Origin of the sequence: Hydrogenophaga sp. (assembly GCF_018780385.1) — a bacterium.
Classification (GTDB): domain Bacteria; phylum Pseudomonadota; class Gammaproteobacteria; order Burkholderiales; family Burkholderiaceae_C; genus Hydrogenophaga.
Window position 1 is genome coordinate 111,467 of record NZ_JADMJO010000022.1, and the last position, 16,618, is coordinate 128,084.

General features: G+C 63.1%; 6 protein-coding genes and 1 pseudogene. 5 read left to right on the forward strand and 2 right to left on the reverse strand.

Annotated features, from left to right (window positions below; translation table 11 throughout):
* Positions 1-168 precede the first annotated feature (168 nt).
* The 5 genes from IV113_RS10110 to IV113_RS10130 all read left to right on the forward strand — a co-directional run bounded on the left by IV113_RS10110 (position 169) and on the right by IV113_RS10130 (position 14,358).
* Positions 169-2,346, forward strand: coding sequence for a peptidase domain-containing ABC transporter (locus IV113_RS10110; protein WP_291083939.1), 2,178 nt, complete (start codon positions 169-171; stop codon positions 2,344-2,346).
* 500 nt (positions 2,347-2,846) lie between these two features.
* A complete protein-coding gene (locus tag IV113_RS10115) occupies positions 2,847-4,106 on the forward strand; it encodes a hypothetical protein (protein WP_291083942.1) in 1,260 nt (419 codons plus the stop codon).
* Positions 4,107-4,202: 96 nt separating this feature from the next.
* Positions 4,203-4,748: a hypothetical protein gene (locus IV113_RS10120; protein ID WP_291083945.1), complete on the forward strand. Its 546-nt coding sequence runs from the start codon at positions 4,203-4,205 to the stop codon at positions 4,746-4,748.
* A gap of 809 nt (positions 4,749-5,557) precedes the next feature.
* On the forward strand, positions 5,558-12,904 hold the full coding sequence (locus IV113_RS10125) for a calcium-binding protein (RefSeq protein ID WP_291083948.1): 7,347 nt from the start codon (positions 5,558-5,560) through the stop codon (positions 12,902-12,904).
* 83 nt (positions 12,905-12,987) lie between these two features.
* Positions 12,988-14,358 carry an HlyD family type I secretion periplasmic adaptor subunit gene (locus tag IV113_RS10130; RefSeq protein ID WP_291083951.1) on the forward strand — a complete coding sequence of 457 codons (1,371 nt, stop codon included), beginning with the start codon at positions 12,988-12,990 and terminating at the stop codon, positions 14,356-14,358.
* A gap of 6 nt (positions 14,359-14,364) precedes the next feature.
* Here IV113_RS10130 and IV113_RS10135 read toward each other — a convergent pair whose 3' ends face one another.
* Together IV113_RS10135 and IV113_RS10140 are read right to left on the reverse strand one after the other, a co-directional pair.
* A complete protein-coding gene (locus IV113_RS10135) occupies positions 14,365-15,636 on the reverse strand; it encodes an alpha/beta hydrolase (RefSeq protein WP_291083954.1) in 1,272 nt (423 codons plus the stop codon).
* Between the two features lie 147 nt (positions 15,637-15,783).
* Positions 15,784-16,572, reverse strand: a pseudogene (locus tag IV113_RS10140) (pseudouridine synthase); the annotation flags it as partial.
* Positions 16,573-16,618: the final 46 nt, after the last annotated feature.

Consider the following 16,618-nt stretch of genomic DNA (forward strand, 5'->3'; position numbering starts at 1 on the left):
AATTATGGGCGGGGTGGGTGATTTCAAGCCGCAGACCCTGCCGAGCCATTGAGCCAGCCCCCTTCAGCATCCTTCATTTACTGCCTTGGTGGTATTTCCCGCGTCCTCTCGCCCCCCTAGCCTCTTCGGGTCTTGCGCCCAGAACAAGCCACGAGGGAGGAAAACCATTTGTCATCGCACCACGATGTGGGGCTCACACACGCCCTGAGCACGGAAGAAGCCGTGTGGCTGCTGGGCAGCCTGGCGGGCCTGCACCGCAAGCCCTTTGATGCCGAACTGCTGATCAAGCGTTTCGCCCCGCCCTGGGACCTGCCCACGCTCATCGAGGCGCTGGCCGGCTTGGGACTCAAGGCACTACCGGTGCCCTGGCCCGACCCGGCGCACCCACCCCCACCCTTGCCCGCCGTGGCCTTTGCGCGCGGCACCGCGCCAGACACAGGCGGCCCACCCCTGCTGGTGGCCCGCCGCGGCGACGGGCAACTGGGCGTGTTCCGCCCGGGCGATCCCCCGGCTGAGCTGGATGATCTGCACACCCTGCGCGAAGCGGTGCAGCCCTGGCTGCTGCTCTGCGCCCCACAAGACCCCGCAGCCCCGGCCGGACCCGACGAAGACGGCGGCACGCAGGCCTCCAGCGCATCGGAGGGCGCCGCCGCTTCCAGCCAACGCCAGGGCTTTGGCTTCGCCTGGTTCATCCCCGAACTTTTGCGCCACCGCCAGCTGTGGCGCGACGTGCTGCTGGCCAGCCTGGCCATCCAGCTGGTGGGCCTGGCCACACCGCTGTTCACCCAGGTGATCATCGACAAGGTGATCGCTCACCACAGCGTGAGCACGCTGTGGGTGCTGGGTGTGGCGCTGGTGGTGTTCATGCTGTTCACCAGCGCCATGACCTGGCTGCGCCAATACCTGGTGCTGCACACCGGCAGCCGCATGGACGCCGTGCTGGGCGAGCAGGTGATGCGCCACCTGCTGCGCCTGCCCCTGCCCTACTTCGAAGCCCGCCCCACCGGCACCCTGGTGGCGCGGCTGCAGGGCGTGGAGACGCTGCGCGAGTTCGTCTCGGGCGCGGCCGTCACCCTGCTGCTGGACCTGCCGTTTCTCTTCATCTTTCTGGCGGTGATGTTCTGGTACAGCTGGGTGCTCTCGCTGGTGGCGGTGGGCCTGCTGCTGCTCATCGTGGGGGTGAGCCTGGTCATGGTGCCGGTGTTTCGCCAGCGGCTGGACCGCCAGTTTCTGCTGGGCGCACGCAACCAGGCGTTCTTGACCGAATACCTCTCGGGCATGGCCACGGTGAAGGCACTGCAGATGGAACCCGACGTGGACAAGCGCTACGGCACCTACCTGGCGCAGTACCTGCAGGCCGGTTTTGCCACGCGGCAGGTGGGCAATACCTACCAGGTGAGCGCGTCGGCGCTGGAGCAGACCATGACCCTGGCCATCCTGATCGTGGGCGCCTGGACCGTGATGCAGGACAGCAACTTCACCGTGGGCATGCTGGTGGCGTTCCAGATGTTCGCCAGCCGCCTGAGCCAGCCGCTGATGCGGCTGGTGGGCCTGTGGCAGGAGTTTCAGCAGGCCAGCATTGCCGTGAAACGCCTGGCCGACGTGCTGGACATGCCAACCGAACCGGTGAGCCTGGTGCCCCAGCGCGCGCCGGGCGGCACCGGCGCCATTGAAGTGCACGACCTGGGCTTTCGCTACAGCGAACGCCACCCCTGGCTGTACCAGGGCCTGAGCCTCACGCTGCCGCCCGGGCAACTTACCGTGCTCATGGGTCCCTCGGGCTGCGGCAAGAGCACCCTGGCCAAGCTGCTGCTGGGTTTTCATCTGCCCGAGCAAGGCCGCATCACCATCGACGGCCGCGACATCCGCCACCTGGCGGCCAACGAGCTGCGCGCGCACTTTGGCGTGGTGCCGCAAGAGACGGTGCTGTTCTCGGGCACGGTGCTCGACAACCTGCTGATGGCGCACCCCCACGCCCGCTTTGAAGACGCCGTGGCCGCCTGCCGCGCTGCCGAAATCCACGACGTCATCGAACAACTGCCCCAGGGCTACCAGACCGAGATCGGCGAACGGGGTACCGGTCTGTCAGGCGGGCAGCGCCAGCGCATCGCCATCGCCCGCGCCCTGCTCAAGCGGCCCAAGGTGCTGATTTTTGATGAAGCGGTGTCCAACCTCGATCAGGAAACGGCTGAGTTGTTTGCGCAAACGGTCAATCGGCTCAAGGGCAAGGCGACGATGGTTTTTATTACGCATCAGGTGCCGAGGGGGTTGGCGGTGGATGGGGTGGTGCGACTTGGAGACTCGATATGGCGCGAGACCAAAATCACCAATAGAGAACAACCTTGATCCATCGGAAACGGGAGCAATTGATAGCCTATTAGCCAAAAAAGAAAGGAGAAACAAGAGATTGAATTGGAAACCAGCACACCTCAACTTTGAACTCAATATTTTCAATATATGGAAAAGTTCCTAGTGTTTCTGGCACTCAGCTTTATATATTTAACCTTCCACATAAACGACCGGTTACTTCATTTGAACTCAGAAAATCGTTTATCTACATCTGTCTAGTCACAGCGATCATCTACACAATTACATAAGTGATTTTCATGAGAGGGAATACTCCTCTGCAATAATTCTGGACAAATGACATCCACCACAAGGCTGCATATGAAAACTATACTCTTTATAACCATATTTTTAGTGTTGTGGTTTCTATTTGGACTATTTTTACGACGTTATATTTATCGAAGGGAAATTAATGCACAGGATATGCGCGTAAGCGCAGTCTATCTTCTTTTAATTATTGCTGTAACTTTTGCAATCATTGAACAATTCTTGAATTAAAAATGAAAAAGACACTACAGGAACTCGCCATTAGCGGGGTAGATATACTTGCGCAGGGCTTCATCGGGATCGGAATCGACTGGCGACCGAAAGCGATTGTCACGGGATTCTTTTTTCAGGGGACTGACGCCCACGCCCCAACTCTTTATCAATACGACTCGCAAGGCTACATGCGGCCAGCGGAAGGTCGAAATCTGCCTATATCTGCGGAGGAAAAATCATGGATGGACGCATACAATCGACAACATACCATTACGATTCAAAACTGGAATAGCGCGCTCGACAAGTTCTTCTTGACCCCGCTTTACATGCCGGAGCATTTCCTCCCATTACTAACGTCCGGCAGTGATATCTGGCAATGCCTAAGGTTCATCGAACGTAAAACCCAAATCGCATCCACCATCCCTTCCCCCATCGTGCTCGACCTGGACGGCGATGGCGTGGAGACGATCTCCGAGGCCAACGGCGGCTGGTTCGACCACGCCGCCGATGGCCTCGCCGAACGCACCGGCTGGGCCGGCTCCGACGACGGACTGCTTGTGCGCGATCTGGATGGCAACGGCACCATCGATTCCGGCCGCGAACTCTTCGGCTCAGAAACCTTGCTGCCCAACGGCACCAAAGCCGCCAACGGCTTCGAGGCACTCAAAGCACTCGATGCCAACACCGATGGCGTGATTGACGCTCAGGATGTTGCCTTTGCCGAGTTGCGCATCTGGAAAGACACCAACGCCAACGGCCGCACCGATGCAGGCGAACTACTCACCCTGGCCGAGGCCGGTGTGAGCAGCATCAACGTGGCCTACGCGAACTCCAGCCACACCGACGCCCAGGGCAACGCACACCGGCAGGTGGGCAGCTACACGACCACCAGCGGTGAAACCCGCACCGCCACCGACATCTGGGTGCAGACCAATCCCACCCAGAGCCTGCCCACCGACTGGGTGATCGTGCCCGAGGACATTGCTGCCCTGCTCGATGCGCAGGGCTACGGATTGGTGCGCGATCTGCACCAGGCCATGGCGATGGATACCAGTGATCAACTGAAGGCCAAGGTCAGCGCTTTCACTCGGTTCAATCTTCGGCGCGACCGTTTTGCAATGATGCGCGCTCAGCTGACAGCCCATTCCCGCCTGTTGGACTTGCGCCATCAGATCGCTTTCACATGGGGTTTGGGGATGAAGGGCGTGGCTCCTCGCGCCTTTGGGCTGGAATGCAAGCGGCGCCCGACCTCAATTTCACATGCCAATGCCTTGCATTAAACGGCCGTCGTTCGTAACTGCAACATTGTCTGGCTGTACTGTTTAAAGATCGAGCAGCATACAGCTCCACTCTGTGCCTGCCTAGTATAGAAAATCATGAAGACCATCGCCGCACCCTTTAAGCGTCATCTACTAAAAATGACAGGCGCCACATTTCTTACCTCTTTATTAAATGGATGCAACATGACCGAAAAAACATGGATCGAAACAATGCTCTCTGAAATGGAAAATGCGTGGATTAGAGCTGACAACGCCCGGGAAGGTCACACTGGCCGCGATGAAGCGGTATCCATCGTTGCCCGGCAATACTTTCGCCCGGGCATGCCCAAGTCAGAAGCATTTAATCTGCTGCATGAACTGAAAAGTTTAGGTTTTGAAATACGCGAATATCGACATGAAGGAGTGAAAAATTGGCCAGAAGGGAAATTATTTGCGTGGGAGTCCGCACGACATCCCGATGCTGCGACGATAAAGAATTTGAAACTGAAATATCCAAAAGGCGAAAGTCGCTTTTCAAGCTGGAAAACATACGATATCAAGAATCTAATTGTCAAAAACAATGTTGCCATCGGATTTATTATAAAAGATGATTCCGAGGTCATTGATCGTGTAGAAGCCACTCTCTGGGCAGAATCAATTTAAGGGGGAAGAAAATGAAAGAAAAAATCGAGGTGGGATATGCTCCCGCCGCTTTTGTTGGTGAATTAGGGGTCTACCATAAATACATTCTATACACAGATAAAAATGGAAACATGTTCTTTGCTCGCGGAGGTCCTGGAAATTTTGGCCCTGGGGCTGCGGATGGGGGCCGTGATGAAGCTTCCGATTCCCCCTTTGGAAATATAAAAACGAGAGTTGGGGAGTATGTGGCAGATCGAGAAAGGAATCCCGATTGGGATCCTGCACGTGATCCAGCGAATACCGACCCAGGCTTACAGCCGCATCCTCGAGAAACAATCAGTGAAGGCGACGATCTATCTCAAGAATGGACAAAAATAAAAGGGATTGTTATAGAGATTGGAGAGAAAAAAATTCCCTACGACCCCAGATCGACGAACTCGAACTCAACAGTTGATGAAGCACTGCGCGAAGCAGGACTTCCCTCCCCAAAACTGGATGGCCCAAATGAATATTGGTCTCCTGGATCGGACTTCGATCTTCCCGGAGGAGATGCTCCTGGTTCTGCCGATGAACAGAAGTTTTTTGATGACTTTGATCGATGGATTCAAGAGAAAATTTCCGACAACTTTGACGAACTCTCAGAAGATTTCGGCTGGCTATGGGATTGGATGAAAGAACCCTCGCCAAACGATCAATTAGAAGATCAGAAACTGGTTGACGCGTTTCTTCGAGAAATTCTCCCCCTGACAATGTCGAGAAACGATATTTGGGAGCCTCTCGCATCCATCAAGCGCAAAACCCAAACCGCCTCCACCATCCCTTCCCCCATCGTGCTCGACTTGGACGGCGATGGCATCGAGACGATTTCAGTGGCCAACGGCGCTTGGTTCGACCACGCCGTCGATGGCTTCGCAGAATTGACCGCCTGGGCAGGCACCGACGACGGTCTGCTCGTGCACGACCTCGACGGCAACGGCAGCATCGATTCCGGCCGCGAACTCTTCGGCTCCGAGACCCTGCTGCCCAACGGCGCCAAAGCCGCCAACGGCTTCGAGGCACTCAAAGCACTCGATGCCAACACCGATGGCGTGATTGACGCTCAGGATGTTGCCTTTGCCGAGTTGCGCATCTGGAAAGACACCAACGCCAACGGCCGCACCGATGCAGGCGAACTACTCACCCTGGCCGAGGCCGGTGTGAGCAGCATCAACGTGGCCTACGCGAACTCCAGCCACACCGACGCCCAGGGCAACGCACACCGGCAGGTGGGCAGCTACACGACCACCAGCGGTGAAACCCGCACCGCCACCGACATCTGGGTGCAGACCAATCCCACCCAGAGCCTGCCCACCGACTGGGTGATCGTGCCCGAGGACATTGCTGCCCTGCCCGATGCGCAGGGCTACGGATTGGTGCGCGACCTGCACCAAGCCATGGCAATGGACGCCTCCGGCGAACTCAAGGGACTGGTGGAGGCGTTCACCCAGGCAACGACACCGCAGGACCGCGACCTGCTGGTGACCCGGCTCATCTACCACTGGACTGGCGTACAGGACGTGGATCCCTTCAGCCGCGCCTCGCGCTCCAGCTACGGAAACGTCATCGGCGACGCCCGCAAGCTCGAAGCCCTCGAAGCCTTCATGGGTGAAGAGTGGGTGGGCGTGTGGTGTTGGGGCACGCGCGATCCCAACCCTCACGGCCGGGCTGCTCCGGTGCTGCTCCAGGCCTGGGACGAACTCAAGGCGCTGGTGTACGGCCAGCTCATGGCACAGACCCATTTGCAGGGCCTGTTTCAGCAAATCACCTACCAATGGGACGAAGAAGTTGAAGCGGTGGTGGGCGATCTGACGGGTGTAGCCCATGCGCTGGCGCAGCGGATCGAAGCGGAGCGCGAGACAGGGCTCGATGCCCTGGGCGACTTCCTGTATTCGCTCAAGGGCATGGGCTTGCTCGGGAGCTTGAACGTTGAGGCTTTCAGGATGCAGCTCGGCGCATTGGGCAGCGACGTGGAGTCCACGATGGGCACCGCGCTGCAAGGCTGGGCGGGTGACAACACGCCCACAGAAGGCGCCGACGTGTTGCGCGGCACCGACTTTGACAACGTTATCGACGGGCGCGGCGGGAACGACCGCCTCGTGGCGCGCGGCGGCAACGACCTTCTCATCGGAGGTTTCGGCAACGACGTGCTGGATGGCGGCACCGGCAATGACGAGATGCGGGGCGGCGAGGGGGCAGATACCTACATCTATCGGCGCGGCGACGGACACGACACCATCGTCGATGACACCAGGATCGCGGGCGAGACCGACCGCATTGAACTCAAAGCCGGTCTGTCAGCTGACGATGTGCGCCTGCAGCGCGTGCGCACCGGCAGCGGCTGGCCCGTGCAGGACGACCTGCGTCTGATCGTTCGCGACACCGGCGAGACGATCACGGTGAAGAACCACTTTGGCGACGGCGAGCGCCATGCGATCGAAGAAATCGTCTTCGCTGACGGCACCGTGTGGGACGCCGAAGCCATCCGCTCCCAAGTGCTGCTGGGTGGGGCAGAAGACGAAGAGCTTCGGGGCTACGTCGGTCGGGACGACGTGATCGATGGCGGCGCCGGCAACGACCTACTGCGCGGAGGCGATGGCTCCGACACCTACCGGTATGGCCGGGGCGACGGGCACGACACCATCTCCGAGGACACCTGGACACCTGGAGAGACCGACCGCATTGAACTCAAGGCCGGTCTGTCAGCAGACGACGTGCGCCTGCAGCGCGTCCGCAACGTGAGCGTCTGGCTCACAACGGACGATCTGGTGCTCACCATCCGCGACACCGGTGAGACGCTGACGGTCAAAGGCCACTTCATCGAAGGCCAGCGCCATGCGGTGGAAGAAGTCGTCTTTGCCGATGGCACGGTGTGGGACGCGGAAGCCATCCGCAGCCGTGTGCTGCTGGGCGAAGCCGCTGCCGAGGTGTTGCGGGGCTTTGCCGACCGTGACGACGTGATCCAGGGTGGCGCGGGCAACGATCACTTGCAGGGCTTGTCGGGCAATGACACGCTCGACGGCGGCGCCGACAATGACGTGCTCGAAGGTGGGCGGGGTTCAGACACCTATCACTATCAGCTTGGTGAGGGCGTTGATGTGATCAATGAGCATCACGAACCCGATGCCACGGATGCGCTGACTCTCGGTGAAGGCATTTCCCCTGGCGATGTGACTCTGCGATGGAATCAGAGGGGCGACCTGCAGGTGCACCTGCCCGACGGCGGCCTTGTCACCGTGACGGGTCAGGCCAGCGGCAATGGCTGGACAGCGGGCACCGGCATTGAGTTCATCCGTTTTTCCGACGGCACCGAGTGGGACATCGATGAGATGTACCGCAGAACGGCGTTCGCCACCGACGGTGACGACGACTTGGTGCTGGGCGACCGAGACGACGTGGTGGATGGCGGCGCGGGCAACGACCAGCTCCACAACCTCGGGGGCAACGACACCTTCCTCTTTGGCGTTGGCGACGGGCACGACCTCATCCGGCCCACCGGTGGAGCGCTCCGGTTCAAGGAAGGCCTGGTCCAGGACGACGTGCGCTTCACCACCGAAGGCACCGACCTGGTCGCCACCCTGAAGAGCAGCGGCGACACCGTGAGACTGAAGAACTGGCACACCACCTGGAGCAGGATCGACCGCTTCGAATTTCACAACGGCACGGTCCTGGGTGTGGATGAGGTGCGCACCCTGTTGAACGCCGACGAGCAGGAGCAGGTGCTGTTTGGCTCACCGGGCGACGACGTGCTCACCACCTCCGGCGAAATCAGCCGTGTCTATGCGGGCGATGGCAACGATGTGCTGATGGGGCAGGCCAGCCAAAACGAGCTGAATGGCGAGGAGGGCGACGATGTGCTGCTGGGCGGTGATGGATCCGACCACCTGAGCGGGGGCGAAGGCGACGACACGCTGGACGGCGGGGCGGGCAGGGATGGCCTGGCAGGCGGAACCGGGCACAACACCTACCGCATGACGCGCGGCATGGGTCTGGACACGGTCATCGCCGAGCTGCACGCCAACGCCTGGGACACCGTGGAGCTCGCAGAAGGCATCACGCTGGCCGACGTGACCGTGGGGCTGGAGGCTGCAGAGTATTCGGGTGATCCGCAGCCGGGCGACACAGGCTTCCAGCGCATGGTGGTCGGCATCGGCGGCAACGACGCCCTGCTCATCGAACGGTTCGACCCGCTCACTTACTACAAGACAGACCTGGGACGGCTGTCGGTGCAGCGATTCGTGTTCGCCGATGGCACGGAGCTTTCCCTGTCCGACATCATGGCCCTGGCCGACCCCGGTGAGCTGGGCCTGCAGTTGATCGACCAGGACTCGCCCGCGCATCTGTGGGGCAGCGCCGGTGACGATGACATCGTCGACGAGACAGGCAACGCGGTGGCACGGCGCGTCGATGCTGGTGACAACAACGACCAGGTGGCGGTGAACTGGACCAACAACCACGTGGCGGGCGGAGCAGGTTCGGACCAACTCTTCTCCGGCAGTGGAGACGACATCGTGGCGGGAGGGGCCGGCGACGATCGCATCGACACCGAGGGCGAAGACGACGTGGTGGTGTTCAATCGGGGCGACGGCCACGACCACGTGACGTTCGGCGAGGGAATCGACACGCTGTCACTGGGAAGCATCGATCCTGCGTCGATCTCTTTCGTGTTGGGCCAGTACGGCGATCTGGTGGTGTTGGTGGACGGTGGCGAGAGTGGTTCGATCACCATCAGCGACTTCGAGTACTTCTCCGAAAAGCCCTCGTTTGTCGAACGCCTTCAGTTCATTGACGCGGCCGGTTCGGCTCGCGTGTTTGATTTCTCTGGATGGCTTGATCAGCACGGGCCGCACTTGCTGGCCGCCACGGCGGCAGCTCCCCTGCCTTTCAACGGCACGGGATTCGAGATGACGGGGTGGATCGCGCCAGCCGGTGGACTCGAAGCGGTAGCCTACGCGCAGACGGGCGATCTGTTTGTCAACGCAACGCTGGTCAACAACCACGCCAGCGACCTGAGCGATGTGTTGTACGGCACGGCAGCTGCCGAGAGCATCGACGCCGGTTTAGGCAATGACATCGTCATCGGATTGGAAGGCCACGATGTGCTGCACGGTCAATCGGGTAACGACGTTCTGGACGGGGGTGAAGGCGACGATGTCCTGCACGGCGGCGAGGGCGATGACGCCTTGCTCGGCAGCTGGGGGGCCGATGTGCTGCACGGCGGCGCCGGACGAGACCTGTTGAAAGGTGGCGCCGCAGGGGACACTTACCACTTCGCACGAGGTGATGGCCACGACACGATCCAAGACGGCCACAACGCATTGATGCAGTTATCCGGCTACTGGGAAAGACCACGGCGCAGTCCTCGACTGCCCGACGAAGCGCCCAACGTGCTGGTGTTCGGCGAAGGCCTCTCGCAGCAGGACTTGCGGCTGCGCGAGCAGGATGGTGACCTCGTGATCGAGTTCACTTCCAGCCCGGGCGATCGGTTGACCTTGAAGGATTTCGACCCCAGTCGTGCCACGCAGACCCGCTCCATCGACGTATTTCGCTTTGCCGATGGCACGGAGCTGATGGCCAGCGAGATCACCGTTGAAGGCTTCACGATTCAGGGAAGCGATGACGGTGCATGGCTCGAAGGCACACCGTTCGCCGACCAACTCATCGGTGGGGACGGTGACGATGTTCTGGAAGGCCAGGGAGGCGCGGACCGCCTCGCGGGCCGCATGGGCTCGGACACCTACTACGTGCGGGCCAGCACCACACCTGAGAAGCCCGCCCAGACCGTGATCGCCGAAGTCTGGCGCCCGCAAGACGTCAACGTGCTGGTCATCGACGGCGAGGTGAGCAGAGCTGACCTGTGGCTCGCGCTCGAAGGCGACGACCTGGTCTTGCGCATCGGCCAAGGCGGCGACAGCGTGCGCTTTGCCGGCTTTGATCCACGCGTGCCCGGCATGCCGGCGCCGGTGGAGCGCATTGAGTTGGCTGACACGGGCGAGGTGATTCGTTTCAACGACCTGTTGGCTCAGGGCGTTTACGACCCTGACGCACCGTTGCCAGACCTTCAGGTGAATGTGGGAGATGGCGCCGTCGATGTGGACGCCGCCAGCGCCGCGAACAGCTCGGGCACCCTGGCGTTTGGTGAAGGCATCGACGCGCAAGACATCCAGGGCAATCTGAGGTCCGAGGCAGATGGCAACGGGGGGCACTGGCTGGTGATTCACTACGGTGATGCCGGCGATGTGCTGCGCCTGGCCGGCTTCAATCCGTCGGACGTGCTGGGCGGTGATCATGCCGTGGACCGCTTCAGCTTCGCCGACGGCACAGCGTGGGACTACGCCACGCTCGTCTCGGAAGGTTTCGTGGTGGCAGGTGACGAACAGGCCAACGACCTGACCGGAACCAACCTCGCCGACCAACTCCACGGCGGCAGTGACAGCGACGTCCTGCGTGGCGGCGAAGGCGACGATTCGTACGTCTTCAACATCGGCGACGGTGTCGACACCATCGTGGACAGCGGCGCGACCGATTTCAACTTCATTCGCTTCGGCGCAGGCATCCGCCCGCAGGACATCCGCGAGGAGTGGGATGGCTCCACCTTGGTCGTGCACTACAGCGAGGGAGACGCGGTTCGGATCGCCGACTACCACGGCTCGGAGGGCAACCCGGTCGTCCTTGCCCTGGTGTTCGACGACGGCAGTGTGCTTTCGCTGACCGAGCGGATGAACCGGGCACCCGAGGTGGCGGCAGATTTGCAAGATGCCGCGGTCACGCAGGACGAAGACTTCCAGATGTTCCTTCCGGCCGATCTGTTCCACGATCCCGATGCGATGGACGAGCTTCGGCTGAGCATTCGCCTGGCCAATGGCGATGCGCTTCCGTCATGGCTGGCGTTCGATCCGGCACTGGGCTTGCTGCACGGGCGGCCCTCCGGCGGCGACGTTGGAACACTCTCTTTGCTGGTCGAGGCCAGGGACCATTTCGGCGCAACCGCAAGCCAGACGTTTGCGCTGGACGTACTCCCCGGCAACGAGAACCTGCCCCCGACCGTCAACCCCGACACCGCCACCCTGCCCGCCGACGCCACCGCACCCGTCAGCGGCAACGTGTTGCACAACGACACCGACCCCGACGGCGACGCGCTCAGCCTGCTGAGCAGCGGCGCGCAGCAGGGCATCTTCGGCGTGCTCACCTGGCACGCTGACGGCGCCTTCGCCTACGCGCTGAACAACACCTCCCCCGAACTCAAAGCCCTGGGCGCAGGCCAGAGCGCCACCGAGCACTTTGCCTACACCGCCACCGACAGCCACGCGCAGGCGCAGGGCGAGCTGGTGATCACGGTGAACGGTGTCAACGACGCGCCAGTGGTTCAACAGACCTTGAGCAACATGCTGGTGATCAAGAAGGAGACTGCCACCTGGCAGCTGCCGGCCGACGCCTTCGTCGACCCCGATCAGGGCGACAGCCTGAGTTATTCTGCAGCACTGGCCGATGGCGGTTCATTGCCCGCCTGGATGGTGTTCGACGCGGCCACGCGCAGCTTCGTTGCCGCGCCACCAGCCACCGCCGCAGCCAACCTGGCGGTGCAGGTCACGGCCACTGATGCGCACGGCGCCAGCGCATCGCAGGTGTTCCAGGTCAGGGTGGGCAATGCAGGCGACCAGCCCAAGGGCAACGAAGGCCTGGGCAACGGCGAGGACCCGCCCCCACCGGGGCACGACACCAACCAGAACGACGGCGCGCAGACCGGCTCTCTGCGCAGCAGCGACGAGCCGACCACCACGCAGACCACAACCGACGCCACCGGGCCGGCGCCCTCCCCGGCGCTGGTCGACTGGTCCGACTGGAACGCCCGCCAGGGCACATCGGCCACTCAGACAGAGTCGACGCCGGCGAACCCCGCGATCGAACGCCATTGGCAACAACTCCTCGCCACGCTGCAACGGCTGGACGCCGAGCGCAATGCCGGTGACTTGTGGAGCGACCCGGCCTGGGGCGCAGGCCATGGGCTGGCCGGCTTGAGCGCGGGCGGGTTGCAGGCGGGCGCCTCGGGTTCCAGCGCCGTGGGCCTGGGCGTGGGCTCGGGCACACACCTGGTCGGCTTCAACGGGCTGAAGGAAGGCGTGGCCAGCCTGGCCGCCTGATGAAGGCCACTGCGGCGACCCGGGCGCACCGTTCGGGCCGCCGCAGCTTTGCCTGCCTTGCGATCACACAACAAGAACAAGCCATGACAGAAACGCCCGCTGCCTCCAAATCCACATCCACCCACCCCACCCACCTCGCCTTCCACCCACCCCTGATCCGGCTGCAGCAGCAGGCCCCCTCGCCCATCGGCCGGCGCGTGCTGTGGTGCCTGCTGGCGTTGCTCGTGTTCCTGGTCGTCTGGGCCTCGCTGGGCCGGCTGGACATCGTGGCCGTGGCCGAAGGCAAGCTGGTGCCGCAGGACTACCTCAAGATCGTGCAGCCCTCCGAAGCCGGCATCGTCAGCGCCATCCTCGTGCGCGAAGGGCAAACCGTGCACCAGGACCAGGTGCTCATGCGCATGGACGCCCTGAGCGCCGAGGCCGATCTGAACGCCCTGGGCACCGAGCGCGGGCGCAAACGCCTGGCGCTGCGCCGCCTGGACGCCGAACTGGCCGAACAGGCCCTGCGCATCACCCCCGACGACCCACCACCCCTGGCGCAGGAAGCCACCGCACGACAGCAGGCCAACCAGGCGGCGCTGACCAGCGCCCTGGCCGAGGAGCGCAGCCGCATGCTCAAAGCGCAGCAGGAGCTGGCCGCCGCACAACAACAAAGCCAGCGGCTGCAGGCGGTGATGCCGCACTTCCAGGCCCAGGAAACGGCGTATGCCCAACTCGCCGACCAGGGCTTCACCGGCCAGCTCATGGTCAGCGACAAGCGCCGCGAACGCATCGAGAAGGAACAGGAACTTGCCACCCAGCAGCACGTGATTGCCTCGGCACGCGCGAGCACCGACCAGTCGGTGAAGAAGCTGGAGCAGATCCGGGCCGAACACCGCCAGCGCCTGCACAGCGAGCGCGCCGAAACACGATCGCAGCTCGAGCGGCTGGAGGCCGACTGGCAGAAACAACAACACCGCCACGCCCTCATGGAACTGCGCGCACCGCACGAGGGCATCGTGAAAGAGCTGGCCACCCACACCGTGGGCACGGTGGTGCAGCCCGGCACGGTGCTGGCCACGCTGGTGCCACAACAGGCGCCGCTGAAGGTGGAGGTGTGGGTGTCCAACGACGACATCGGCTTCGTCAGGCCGGGTCAGCCGGTCAAGCTCAAGTTCGCGGCCTATCCATTTCAGAAGTACGGCATGGCGCAAGGTGAGGTGCAATGGGTCAACGCCGATGCACAGACCGAAGAAGCCGCCCGCCAGAGCGCCGCCAACGGGAGCACCCCGACGCCTCGCTACAAGGCAACGGTCACGCTGCGTGAGGCCGACCTCGTGCGCGATGACAAGCGCCATGAGCTCACAGCGGGCATGCAGGCACAGGCTGAAATCCTGTTGGGCCAACGCACGGTGATGCAATACCTGCTTTCGCCCGTGCAGCGTGCGTGGCACGAGGCCGGACGCGAACGTTGAGGCTCCTCAGTCGACTTCCACGGCCACGGGCGCCAGCCACTGCACCAGCTGCTGCGCCACCACCGGGCTGGAGAGCAGCTCCAGGTGGCCGGTGCGGTAGACGGTGCGCTGGCTGTCTTTGGCAAACACCAGTCGGCGCGCGGCTTCATCGTGCTGGCCGAGCGCGCTGCGCAGGGGCACCAGACCATCGCCGGTGAGCCGGTCGGCCAGCAGGCCACGCTGGGGCGCGAGTGTGGCGGCCACGGTGAAGCAGGCCACGCCTTCGGGCAAGGGCAGTGGCGCGCGGTGGTCTTGGGCCGACTCGAATCGACCACGTCCCTGCCAGTCGACATCCACCACATGGCCGTGGCGCAGGTCGGTGATGCCGGCGCTGCGCAGCATGCCGAGCTGGGTGAACGGCAGGGTGAAGGGGGAGGCGGCGAGCAACACGTCGACCCCGTGACCGGCGCGCTCCAGCGGCGCGCCATGGTGCGGTGTGCCCAAAAAGATCAGGTGCTTGAGTTGCGCAGGCCAGTGGTGACCCATCTGTCGGCCATAGAACACGGCCGCGCGCGCCAGCAGCCCGCCCATGCTGTGGCCGAGCACGGTGATGGATTCGATCTTGGGCCATTGCGCCACCAGGCGCTCAAGCTGGCCGGCGAGCTCGCGGCCGTTGATGGAGGTGTGCAGGCCGCTGTTGTAGCGCACATAAACCGGTGTGCAGCCGATCGCCTGGGCCAAAAAGGCACCATGGTCGTGGCCACCGCGCAGCCACTGTGTGTCGTTCATGCACAGGCCGTGCACCAGCAGGAGCAGGTGGGCGGAGGCACCCGCCAGCCGCTCGCGCAGCTGTGTCGGGCGGTCCATCGGCAAGACCTGTGCGGCCAAGCGCAGCTCCATGCGCTGCACCAGCGGATTGGCCTGCTCCTGCAGGCGATCGCCCATCACACCGTTGAGCGCGGCCAGCACGGCTTCGCGACCGGGCGAAGGCTCGGGGTGGGTCGAGGGATCGTCCAATATGGGGAGCAGGGTTGAGAGGGCGCCGTCCAGCCCGTGACCGACCATCGCGGTGACGCCGCGGATGCCGCGGTAGATCTGACCCGTGAGGCCGCCGGTGCGGTCAAGCTCGGCGCCCGCCGACAAGCCCATCTTGCGGCGCACCGACTGGTGCACGCCCTCGGCAATGCCGATCACACCCGTGGTGGCCTGGGTGGCCAGCCGCACCGCGGCTTGCAGGTCACTGGGCCGCAGGTGGCGCAGCACGGCCAGACGGGTGGCGGAGGGTTTGGCGCGGGTCATGGGGCATTGTGGCGCCGGTGTCTGGGTTTTTGTGTGACGGGGATTGTTGCGGTCGGGGTTCGCGCTTGCTTTTTGGGTAGGGCGGACGGTACGGGTGCGCGTTCTCCGGCGCCGCCACCGTCCTGGCGCGAGGTCTCGGCAAGAAACTTAGAACTGCTCGTCGGCGCGCAAATACCGCCATTGCCCCACCGGCAGATTGCCCAGCACCACCTTGCCGATGCGCACGCGCTTGAGGCCCACCACATGCAGACCCACCTGCTCGCACATGCGGCGGATCTGGCGCTTCTTGCCTTCGACCAGCACGAAGCGCAACTGCTCCGGGTTCTGCCACTCCACCTGCGCGGGTTTGAGCGGCTGGTCGTCCAGGCTCAGGCCGTGGCGCAGCAGGGCCAGCTGTCTGGGAGGAAACACCGCTTGCACGTTCTCCGCGATCACACCCGCGCCCTGCGGGCCGTTGGGCGCGAACTGCACGCGCACCAGGTATTCCTTTTCCACACCACTGCTCTCGCCAATCAGCGTGCGCGCGACTCGCCCATCCTGCGTGAGCACGAGCAAGCCAGTGGAGTCGATGTCGAGCCGACCGGCCGGGGCCAGACCGCGCGTGTGCTCGGGTGCAAAGCGGCGGCCGTCGGCGGGCGTCTTGGCGTCGCCGCGCCACTGGCTTGGCGCACCGATCAGCGTGGCGGCGGCCTCGTGCCCGTCTTCAGGCTGTCCGCTCACGTAGCCCACCGGCTTGTTCAACAGAATCGTGACCTGCCCCGCCTGCTGGTGGCGCGCCTGGGGCAGCACCTCCACCTGGGCATCGGGCGCCACGGGCATGCCCATCACGGCGGGTTCGCCGTTGACCAGCACCCAGCCGCGCGCGATCCATTCATCGGCCTCGCGGCGCGAGCACAGGCCCAGGTCGGCCATGCGTTTGTTGAGGCGGACTTCACCGCGCACGTTGCCGACACGGGCAAGGTCTGGCCGGTGGGGCTGGGGC